The organism is Kitasatospora sp. NPDC059571, assembly GCF_042735675.1.
Lineage (GTDB): Bacteria > Actinomycetota > Actinomycetes > Streptomycetales > Streptomycetaceae > Kitasatospora.
Genome location: NZ_JBHWBW010000250.1, coordinates 1 through 10,923, shown reverse-complemented (window position 1 = coordinate 10,923; position 10,923 = coordinate 1). Strand labels below are relative to the sequence as shown.

At 71.0% G+C, this 10,923-nt stretch carries 5 protein-coding genes; 2 read left to right on the top strand and 3 right to left on the bottom strand.

Annotated features, from left to right (window positions below; all coding sequences use genetic code 11):
• Positions 1-114: 114 nt before the first annotated feature.
• The 3 genes from ACFV0G_RS24530 to eccD form a co-directional block, all read right to left on the bottom strand.
• Positions 115-2,367: a polyribonucleotide nucleotidyltransferase gene (locus ACFV0G_RS24530; protein WP_380551779.1), complete on the bottom strand. Its 2,253-nt coding sequence runs from the start codon at positions 2,365-2,367 to the stop codon at positions 115-117.
• A gap of 355 nt (positions 2,368-2,722) precedes the next feature.
• On the bottom strand, positions 2,723-3,013 hold the full coding sequence (gene rpsO / locus ACFV0G_RS24525; protein ID WP_030274764.1) for a 30S ribosomal protein S15: 291 nt from the start codon (positions 3,011-3,013) through the stop codon (positions 2,723-2,725).
• Positions 3,014-3,156: 143 nt separating this feature from the next.
• Complete coding sequence (eccD, locus tag ACFV0G_RS24520; RefSeq protein ID WP_380551777.1) at positions 3,157-4,626, bottom strand: type VII secretion integral membrane protein EccD; 1,470 nt, start codon at positions 4,624-4,626, stop codon at positions 3,157-3,159.
• A 428-nt stretch (positions 4,627-5,054) separates the two neighbouring features.
• Between eccD and eccCa the strand changes: the two genes are divergently transcribed.
• Positions 5,055-9,008 carry a type VII secretion protein EccCa gene (gene eccCa / locus ACFV0G_RS24515; RefSeq protein WP_380551775.1) on the top strand — a complete coding sequence of 1,318 codons (3,954 nt, stop codon included), beginning with the start codon at positions 5,055-5,057 and terminating at the stop codon, positions 9,006-9,008.
• A 468-nt stretch (positions 9,009-9,476) separates the two neighbouring features.
• Complete coding sequence (locus ACFV0G_RS24510; RefSeq protein WP_380551773.1) at positions 9,477-10,880, top strand: APC family permease; 1,404 nt, start codon at positions 9,477-9,479, stop codon at positions 10,878-10,880.
• Positions 10,881-10,923: the final 43 nt, after the last annotated feature.

The following is a 10,923-nucleotide window of genomic DNA, read 5'->3' as shown; positions in this document are numbered from 1 at the left end:
CACCGCGGCCGAGCCGGGCGGGCGCACCGCCACCGGCTTCTGGCTGCCGCTGGTGGGGGGGCGGGGCGCGCTGGGCGGGGGGGGGGGGGGGCCGCTGTGTCAGCTATCCGAGGGTCACTCGGAGGCGGCGGCCTCGCCGCCCTCCTCGCCCTCGATCACGGGGACGAGGGAGAGCTTGCCGCGGGGGTCGATCTCGGCGATCTCGACCTGGACCTTGGCGCCGACCCCGAGCACGTCCTCGACGTTCTCCACGCGCTTGCCGCCGGCGAGCTTGCGGATCTGCGAGATGTGCAGCAGGCCGTCCTTGCCCGGCATGAGCGAGACGAACGCGCCGAACGTCGTGGTCTTCACCACGGTGCCCAGGTAGCGCTCGCCGACCTCCGGCATGGTCGGGTTGGCGATCTGGTTGATCGTGGTGCGGGCGGCCTCGGCGGCCGGGCCGTCGGCGGCACCGATGTAGATGGTGCCGTCGTCCTCGATCGTGATCTCGGCGCCGGTGTCCTCCTGGATCTGGTTGATCATCTTGCCCTTGGGGCCGATGACCTCACCGATCTTGTCCACCGGGATCTTGATGGTGATGATGCGCGGGGCGTTCGGCGACATCTCGTCCGGAGTGTCGATCGCCTCGTTCATCACGTCGAGGATGTGCAGGCGGGCGTCCTTGGCCTGCTTCAGCGCGGCGGCGAGCACCGACGCCGGGATGCCGTTCAGCTTGGTGTCCAGCTGGAGGGCGGTGATGAAGCCACGGGTACCGGCGACCTTGAAGTCCATGTCGCCGTACGCGTCCTCGGCGCCGAGGATGTCGGTGAGGGTCACGTAGTGGGTCTCACCGTCGATCTCCTGCGAGATCAGGCCCATGGCGATGCCGGCGACGGCGGCCTTCAGCGGCACACCGGCGTTCAGCAGCGACATGGTGGAGGCGCAGACCGAGCCCATCGAGGTGGAGCCGTTGGAGCCCAGCGCCTCGGAGACCTGGCGGATCGCGTAGGGGAACTCCTCGCGGGAGGGCAGCACGGGCAGGATCGCCCGCTCGGCCAGCGCGCCGTGGCCGATCTCGCGGCGCTTGGGCGAGCCCACGCGGCCGGTCTCGCCGACCGAGTACGGCGGGAAGTTGTAGTTGTGCATGTAGCGCCGACGGGTCTCCGGGGAGAGGGTGTCGAGCTGCTGCTCCATGCGCAGCATGTTCAGCGTGGTGACGCCCAGGATCTGGGTCTCGCCGCGCTCGAACAGGGCGGAGCCGTGGACCCGCGGGATGGCCTCGACCTCGGCGGCCAGGGTGCGGATGTCGGTGACCCCGCGGCCGTCGATGCGGACCTTGTCCTTGATGACGCGCTCGCGGACGATCTTCTTGGTCAGCGCGTTGTACGCGGCGCTGATCTCCTTCTCGCGGCCCTCGAACTCCGGCAGGAGCTTGTCGGCGGCGATCGCCTTGATGCGGTCGAGCTCGTTGTTGCGCTCCTGCTTGCCGGCGATGGTCAGCGCCTGGGCGAGCTCGTCCTTGACGGCGGCGGTCAGGGCGTTGAGCACGTCGTCCTGGTAGTCCAGGAAGACCGGGAACTCGCCGGTCGGCTTGGCGGCCTGGGCGGCGAGCTTGCTCTGCGCGGCGCAGAGGACCTTGATGAACGGCTTGGCGGCCTCGAGGCCGGCGGCCACGACCTCCTCGGTCGGCGCGTCGGCGCCGCCCTCGACCAGCTTGATGGTCTTGTCGGTGGCCTCGGCCTCGACCATCATGATCGCGACGTCGCCGTCCGGCAGGGTGCGGCCGGCCACGACCATGTCGAAGACGGCGTCCTCGAGCTCGCTGTGGGTCGGGAACGCGACCCACTGGCCCTTGATCAGCGCGACGCGGACGCCGCCGATCGGGCCGGAGAAGGGCAGGCCCGCCAGCTGGGTGGAGGCGGAGGCGGCGTTGATCGCGACCACGTCGTACAGGTGGTCGGGGTTGAGCGCCATGACGGTCACGACGACCTGGATCTCGTTGCGCAGGCCCTTGACGAAGGACGGGCGCAGCGGGCGGTCGATCAGGCGGCAGGTGAGGATGGCGTCCTCGGAGGGCCGGCCCTCGCGACGGAAGAACGAGCCGGGGATCCGGCCCGCGGCGTACATCCGCTCCTCGACGTCGACCGTCAGCGGGAAGAAGTCGAAGTGCTCCTTCGGCTGCTTGGACGCGCTGGTGGCCGACAGCACCATGGTGTCGTCGTCCAGGTAGGCCACGGCGGAGCCGGCGGCCTGACGGGCCAGGCGGCCGGTCTCGAAGCGGATGGTACGGGTGCCGAAGCTGCCGTTGTCGATGACGGCCTCGGCGTAGAACACGTTCTCTTCCACCTGGAAGATCTCCTCTTTCGTACGTCTCCGGAGGAGCGCCATCCGCACTGCCTACCTGCTGCCCGGGCAGTCTGGGCCGGTCTTCGATCGAAGCCCCCGGGTCGTCCGTCCGTCGGACGGGCTCCCGGCGGCCACTACCGAGGACCGGCGCCTCTTGGGCCGGTCGGCGGTCGCGTGTGGACGCTCCCCTGGTGCGGGCGGCTTCCGTTTGAAGCCAGCGGCCCGCGCATGGTGTGGGTGCTGCTCCGCAGGCGGCGCGTGTCGCGCGCCAACCCGGGCATGCCCTTCACCTTACAAATTCACACCCTACAGAGCGCGGCTTTACGATGCGCGTCTCTGCGCGGGATGCGCGAGGGGCGGCCCCCCTGGTGCAGGGGAGCCGCCCCTTCGAGCGGTGTCAGCGAGCGCCGCCCGCGGCGCCGCGGCGGATGCCGAGGCGGTCGACGAGGGTACGGAAGCGCTCGATGTCCTTCTTGGCCAGGTACTGCAGCAGGCGGCGGCGCTGGCCGACCAGGATCAGCAGGCCGCGGCGCGAGTGGTGGTCGTGCTTGTGGGCCTTGAGGTGCTCGGTCAGGTCCGAGATACGGCGGGAGAGCATGGCCACCTGGACCTCGGGGGAGCCGGTGTCGCCCTCCTTCTGGCCGAACTCGGCGATGATCTGCTTCTTGACGTCAGCGGCGAGAGCCACGGCATCTCCTTGGGGTCATGGTCCGAGTGATCCCGGTCTGCTGCACAGGATCGAACACGACTCGGACCGACCTAGCGTACCAGCGCCCGCCCCGCTCCCCGGACGGGGGGCTGGGCGGGCGCCGGCGGGGAGGCGGGACGGGGTCAGCCGGTGGCCCCGCGGACCAGCGCGTAGATGTTGAGCACGGCCAGCGCCAGCGGCACCAGGGAGATCAGCATCAGCCCGTCGACCATGTCCAGGATGCGCCCCCAGAACGGCGAGACGCCCAGGCGCGGGACGATCAGCGCGATCGCGGTCAGCACCGCGGCGCCGAGCGCGACGGAGGCCGACAGCCAGACGGTGCGCAGGTCCACCGAGGTGCCGGTGCCGCCCTGCAGCAGCTGCTCGGCGATGAAGCGCGGGGTGTGCAGCGAGAGGCCGAGGACCAGCAGGCCGAGGCCGGCCAGGCCCGCGATGGTGAGGCTGAAGACCTGCGCGGTGTAGCGGAACAGCCGGGCGCGCAGCATGGTCGAGACGCCGACGGCCAGGGCCAGCAGCTCGCCGAACATCGTGTCGCTGAAGCCCAGCACCGCGCAGGCGCCGACCACGGTGGCCGCACAGCCGCCGACGAGGCCGACCAGGACCTCGTGGCCGCGGCGGGCCTGGTGGGCGATCCGCTCGTACTGGACGACCTCGGCGCGGCTGGTCTCCTCGCCGTACGCGCGGCCGCGGGTGCGGGCCTGGCCCGGGGCGCTGAAGCCGACGGGGAGCCGGGCGAAGCGGGCGGAGAGGGCCGGCAGGAAGCCGACCGCGGCGACCGCGGCGACGCCGGTGACGGCGGCGATGTGGGTGGCCGGGGTGCCGTCGAGGAGCACCGCGGCGAAGGTCGCCAGGGTGCCCGCGGCGGCCAGGAAGGAGGAGGCGACGAAGACCGAGTCCTTCTCCGGCAGCAGGCCGACCAGCAGCACCGAGACGATCAGCGTCGCGACGCAGCCGACCAGGAACTGGAGCCGGCCGGGGCCGTCGCCCGCGTGGGCGACGGCGAGGATGCCGGAGCCGGCGATCAGGGTGTGCGGGAGGGCGCCGAGGCCGAGCGCGAGCGCGGCGTCGTGGTCGTCGTAGACCCGGGCCCGGACGCCGGCGAAGGCGATCAGGACGACCGCGGTGACGCCGGAGATGATGCCCGGCAGGCTGTGCATGTCGTGCCGCAGGTCGGAGAACCAGAGCGCGAAGCCGAGCAGGGTGAGCATCACAGCGGCGCCGATCAGGCCGAACGCGCGCATCAGGTCCGGGCTCCAGAACCGGCGGTCGGCCTCGACCGCGCCGGCGATGGCGTCCGCCACGTCGTCGTACACGGCCGGCGGGAGCGACTCGGAGAACGGCCGCAGGCTCAGCAGGTCGCCGTCGCGGACCTGCTGGGCGGCCAGCGGCAGTCCGCTGTCCAGCACGGTGCCGTCGCGCCGGACGAGGTGGAAGCCGGTGGGCGCGCCGTCCACCTGGGTCTGCCCGGAGAGCCGCAGCACCTCGGGGTAGACGTCCGCGAGCGGGACGTCCTCCGGCAGTGCGACGTCGATCCGGCTGTCCGGCGCCACGACGGTGACCCGGCAGAAACCGGTCGTTGCATTAGCGCTCACCGGCGCTCCCCCTTGTTGGATGTGCCTGCTCGTCAAGCTTCTGTTCTGCGGCGCCCCGTCGCCCGTACCGGAACTGACACGGTCCTGACGACAGTTGGCGCGGCGTTACCCTACCGCCCGTCGGCGGCGGGGCGACGGCGGGGACCGCCGCGATTGCCGGCCCGGTTGCCGCGGTGGGGGGAAATGCCGTGGGAGCGTGCGCCGTTGGTGGAGAGTTCCGGTGCTTCGCACCCGAAACCTCCTCGGCTGACCCCGTGGTCGAACCGTCCGGGCGGACCAGTAGGATCTGCCCCTGCGCAAGGCGTAACGGGGGCGGGCTGGTGCAGCAATCCCTCAAGGGCGTCTGCGGTCGACGGAGCGGGGGCGGCGTCATCCAACGGGGCGCCCTCACCCGTACGTAATCGGGTTGCGTGAGGGTTGGTGCCGTAGTGAGTGTGGTGACCGTCAAGCGTCCGGCCCGGGCTTATCCGCCCGCGGTGCCGGACGAACCGGTGGAGCTGGTCGCTCCGCCGGAACTGCCCCGGTCGGGCGGCGAGGACTGGATGATGTCCCTGCTGCCGCTGCTCGGCATGGGCGGATCCGCGGCCTTCTTCTTCTCCCCCGGCGCCCAGGGCCCGATGAAGATCATGGGTGTCCTGATGGTGGCCTCCACCGCCGGCATGGCGGTGGCGCAGATCGTCAAGGCGCGCCGCGGCGGCAACGCCGGTACCGCGGACGAGCGCCGGGACTACCTGAAGTACCTCCAGCAGATGCGCCGCCAGGTCCGCCGCACGGCCGAACGCCAGCGCGGCGCCCTGCTGTTCACGCACCCCGAGCCGGACCAGCTGTGGTCGATCGTGGCCGAGGGGCGGCGGCTGTGGGAGCGCCGGCCGACCGACCCGGACTTCGCCCAGGTGCGGCTCGGCCGCGGGCCGCAGCAGCTGTCCACCCCGCTGGTCGCGCCGCAGACCGCGCCGCTCGACGAGCTGGAGCCGATGGCCGCGGAGGCCATGGGCACCTTCATCAAGTCGCACGGCACCCTGCAGGACCTGCCGCTGGCGGTGTCGCTGCGCGCCTTCTACCACATCACCGTCTGCGGCGACCCGGACACCGTGTACGGCACGGTCCGGGCCATGATCGCCCAGTTGACGACCCTTCACTCGCCGGACGACCTGATGGTCGGCGTCGCGGCCGCACCGGGTGCGGTCGACGAGTGGGAGTGGGCGAAGTGGCTGCCGCACACCCAGCACCGCAAGGAGAACGACGGCGCCGGTTCGCGACGCCTGATCGCCACCGGGCTGGGCGAGTTGGAGGAGCTGCTGGCCAAGGAGCTGGAGGGCCGCAAGGGCTTCTCCCGCGACAGCGTGCCGAGCGCCGACAAGCCGCACCTGATCGTGGTCATGGACGGCGCCGCGGTGCCGCAGGACTCGATCCTGGCCGGTGCGGAGGGCGTCGAGGGCGTCACCGTCATCGAGGTCGTCCCCGGTGACCTGGACGAGCCCAGCGGCCACCTGGTGATCACCGTGGGCAAGGACGAGCTGCTGCTGGAGTCCGCCTCGGGCGCCTCCTACTCGGGCAAGCCGGACACCCTGTCCTCCTGGCAGTCGGAGGCGCTGGCCCGCCAGCTCGCGCCGTTCCGGGTGTCGGCGGGCGGCGACGACGGCGACCCGTCGCTGGTCTCGATGGACTTCACCGAGATGATGAACACCGGCGACCCGGGCTCCTTCGACCCGGCCCGGCACTGGCGGCCGCGCCCGATGGCCGAGAAGCTCAAGGTGCCGCTGGGTGTCGGCCAGAACGGCGAGTACGTCTGGCTGGACATCAAGGAGGCCTCGCTCCAGGGCATGGGCCCGCACGGCATGTGCGTCGGCGCGACCGGTTCCGGCAAGTCCGAGGTGCTGCGCACCATCGTGCTGGCGCTCGCCGTGACCCACTCCTCCGAGGTGCTGAACCTGGTCCTCGCGGACTTCAAGGGCGGTGCCACCTTCGCCGGTATGGCGGAGATGCCGCACACCGCGGCCGTGATCACCAACCTCGAGGGCGAAGCCACCCTGATCGACCGCATGCGCGACGCGATCGAGGGCGAGATGAACCGCCGCCAGGAGCTGCTGCGCGCGGCGGGCAACTACGCCAACATCAACGAGTACGAGCGGGCCCGCGCGGCAGGTGCGGCACTGGACCCGCTGCCCTCGCTGCTGATGATCATCGACGAGTTCTCCGAGCTGCTCACCGCGAAGCCGGACTTCATCGACCTGTTCATCCAGATCGGCCGCATCGGCCGTTCGCTGGGCATGCACATGCTGCTCGCCTCGCAGCGACTGGAGGAGGGCAAGCTCCGCGGCCTGGACACCTTCCTCTCCTACCGCCTGGGTCTGCGCACCTTCTCGGCCGCCGAGTCGCGCGCCGCGATCGGCGTCCCGGACGCCTACCACCTGCCGCCCATCCCGGGTGTCGGCTACCTGAAGTTCGGCTCGGACGTGATGGAGCGGTTCCGTGCCGCATACGTCTCCGGCCCGTACCGGCCGCCGGGCCAGCAGCGGACCAGCGGCGGCCAGGTGATCACCGCGCAGCCGGTGCTCTTCACCGCCGCCGAGGTCGCCATCGTCGAGCCGGTGGTCGAGGAGGTCGTGGACGAGGTCGAGGAGGTCGACGACTCGCTGCTCGACACCATGCTCGACACCTTCGTCCACCGCATGATCGGCCAGGGCCCGCCGGCACACCAGGTGTGGCTGCCCCCGCTGGAGGCCGCGCCCAGCACCGACCAGCTGGTGCCGCCGCTCCAGGTCACCGCCGAGCGCGGTCTGACCTCGCCCGAGTACGGCGCGCTCGGCCGCCTGGTGGTGCCGGTCGGCATCGTCGACAAGCCGCGCGACCAGCGCCGCGACGTGCTCTACCAGGACTACTCCGGCGCGGCCGGCCACGGCCTCATCGTCGGCGGTCCGCAGTCCGGCAAGTCCAACATGGTCCGCGCCCTGGTGGCGGGCTTCTCGGTCACCCACACCCCGGCGGAGACGCAGTTCTACCTGCTGGACTTCGGCGGTGGCGCGTTCGGCGCGCTGGCCGGCCTGCCGCACGTCGGCGGCGTGGCCGGGCGTCTGGACGTCGAGAAGGTGCGCCGCATGATCAGCGAGGTGCACGGTGTCCTGAACCGCCGCGAGGAGCTCTTCCGCACGGCCGGGATCGACACCATCTCCACCTACAGGTCGCGGCGCGCCGCCGGCCAGCTGCCGGACGAGCAGTTCGGCGACGTCTTCCTGATCATCGACGGTTGGCTGACCTTCAAGCAGGAGTACGAGGTCCTCGAGCCGGTCATCAACGACATCGCGCAGCGCGGTCTGACCTACGGCGTGCACGTGGTCATCACCGCGGCGCGCTACGCCGAGGTGCGGCCGGCCCTCAAGGACCTGCTGCAGAACCGCACCGAGCTCAAGCTCGGTGACTCGATGGAGTCCGAGATCGACCGCAAGGTCGCCGTCAACGTCCCGGCCGGCGCCCCCGGCCGCGGCCTCACCGCGGCCAAGCTGCACTTCCTGTCGGGCCTGCCCCGCCTGGACGGCTCCTCGGAGACCGGCGACCTCGCGGACGGCGTGGCCGACCTGGTCGCCCAGGTCGACGCCGCCTGGACGGGCCCGCGCGCCCCGCAGGTCCGCATGCTGCCGGCCGTCCTGGACGGGAACTCGCTGCCGAAGGGCTTCGAGCACCCGGACCTCGGTGTCGCGTTCGGCATCGACGAGGTCGAGATGGCCCCGGTCTTCGTCAACTTCGAGACCGACCCGCTGTTCATCGTCTTCGGTGAGAGCGAGTCCGGTAAGTCGGCGATGCTGCGGATGCTGATCAAGCAGATCACCGAGCGGTACACCCCGGAGCAGGCCGGCATCGTGATCGGCGACTTCCGCCGCTCGCTGCTCGGCGTGGTGCCGCAGGAGTACCTGGTGGAGTACGCGGCGGCGGCACCGGCGATGTCGGCGATCGTGGAGATGCTCCGCGGCGCCTGCTCCCGCCGCCTGCCCGGCCCGGACGTCACGCCGGAGCAGCTGCGCAACCGCAGCTGGTACAGCGGCAAGGACATGTTCGTGATCGTGGACGACTACGAGCTGGTCGCCACCTCCTCGGGCAACCCGATGGCCCCGCTGGCGGAGTTCCTGCCGTTCGCCCGCGACATCGGCCTGCGCATCATCGTCGCGCGCAGCGCCGGCGGCGCCGGCCGGGCACTGTTCGAGCCCGTGATGCAGCGCATGCGCGAGCTCGGCGGCCAGGGCCTGCTGCTCTCGGGCGACAAGAACGAGGGCGCACTGCTGGGCACCGTGAAGCCGCAGCAGCTGCCGCCGGGCCGAGGCATCTTCGTGTCGCGCCGGATCACGGCCGGCCAGACCGTGCAGACGGGCTGGCTGCCCACCCTGTAGCAGTCACCGTGGGTGACCACAAGGGCCGGACTCCTCTGGGGTCCGGCCCTTGTGGCGTCCGGCCCCCGGACGGTGCCAGACCGTTATCAACTTTTTTACGGGCTGACGCTGCGGTTCCCGCACCCCGCCGGGCGGTCGGCGCGCCCTGCAGGGGCTGCCTGCGCCATGAATAGGGAACCGCCCGCAACCCTTCGATTCACATGCTGTTAACCGTCGACGACCTTGGAATCGATCTCAAGTCTTTCGAGTTGACAAGAGGGACAAAGGTGAAAATTACGACGTGTAGCCACTAGATCGCATGTTTATGCGCGGAGATGCAACGGATTCCGAAGCAGATGGCGCGTTGACGCGGGCAAAGCGTCGCGGTTCCATGGCCAATCGGGAGCGACACCACAAGACGCCAGTCAAGCCCCATCGGAGGCGATAGCGCTCCCTCCCCCAAGCCCCACACAGCCGATCGGACGTTCCATGACCGACACGCTTCGCCCGCCACTCGCCGTAGCCGAATCCACGGCCGATGCGGGCTCCCCCAAGAAGCTCACCCGTTCGATCGGGGTCGTGGGCGGAACGCTGCTCACGCTCTCCTGCGTGACGCCGGCCTCCTCGCTCTTCGTGATCGTCCCCGAGCTGTTCAACTCGCTCGGCACCTTCACCGCCATGTCGATCGGCATCGGCGCGCTGCTCTGTATCGCCGTGGCGTTCTGCTACTCCGAGCTCGGCACCCTCGTCCCCAGCGCCGGTGGCGAGTACGCGATGGTCGGCACCCTGGCCGGCCGCTTCGCCGGCTGGCTGGTCTTCATCCAGTCGCTGATCGTCGTGATGATCGTGCCGTCGCTGATCGCCATCGGCACCGCCGACTACCTGGCGCCGATCGTGCACCTCGACCCGCGCTGGACCGGCGCCGCGGTGATGATCGCCGCCACCGTGGCCGGCCTGCTCGACCTGCGCGCCAACGCCTGGATCACCGGCATCTTCCTCGTTCTCGAGGTCATCGCGGCCGGCGTGGTCGCCTTCCTCGGCTTCGGGCACTCCGCGCGCGGCGCCAGCAGCCTGCTGCACGGTGTGGTGGCCGACGGCCACGGCGTCACCAGCCCGGTCGGCTTCGCGGGCATCCTCGCCGCCATGGGCACCGCGCTCTTCGTCACCCAGGGCTTCTCCACCGCGATCTACCTCTCCGAGGAGCTGGAGAACCCCCGCCGCAACGTCGCCCGCACCGTGCTGTGGACGCTCGGCCTGTCGGCCGTGATCATCATCCTGCCGGTCGTCGCGATCACCCTGGGCGCCCCCGACCTGGCCTCGCTCACCGGCGGCGACATCTCCTCGCTGGTCACCGGCTGGAGCAACTCCGCCGTCGGCACCTTCATCAGCCTCTGCGTGGCCCTGGCGATCATCAACGCCGGCATCGTCATGGTCATCCAGAACTCCCGCGTGCTGTTCGCCTCCGGCCGCGACAAGGCCTGGCCGGAGCCGGTCAACCGCGCCTTCGGCACCCTGAACAAGTTCAGCGCCCCGTGGGTCTCCACCCTCGCGGTCGGCGTCCCCGGCGCGGTGCTCTGCTTCGTCCCGCAGGAGCAGCTGACCAACATCACCGGTGTGGCCGTGGCCGCCCTGTACCTGCTGGTCGCGATCGCCGCGCTGTTCTCCCGCCGGGCCCACCACAAGCACGCCCCGGCCTGGCGCCAGCCGCTGTGGCCCGTCCTGCCGGCCCTGCTGATCGTCGCCCTCGGCTACCTGCTCACCCAGCTCGACGTCAGCGCACTGCTGTGGACCGGCGGCATCACCGTCGCCGCCAGCCTCTACTGGCTGTTCTACCTCCGCCCGCGGCAGGACTCGCACTGGGTGATCACCCTGCCCGAGGACGAGCAGGTCTGACCCGCCCGATCGACAACGCCGTCGGCCGGCACCCCCGCGGGGG

Excerpts from the sequence above, each read along its gene's own strand:
- ACFV0G_RS24530 (WP_380551779.1), bottom strand. The coding sequence starts at position 2,367 with ATGGCGCTCCTCCGGAGACGTACGAAAGAGGAGATCTTCCAGGTGGAA.
- ACFV0G_RS24510 (WP_380551773.1), top strand. The coding sequence starts at position 9,477 with ATGACCGACACGCTTCGCCCGCCACTCGCCGTAGCCGAATCCACGGCC.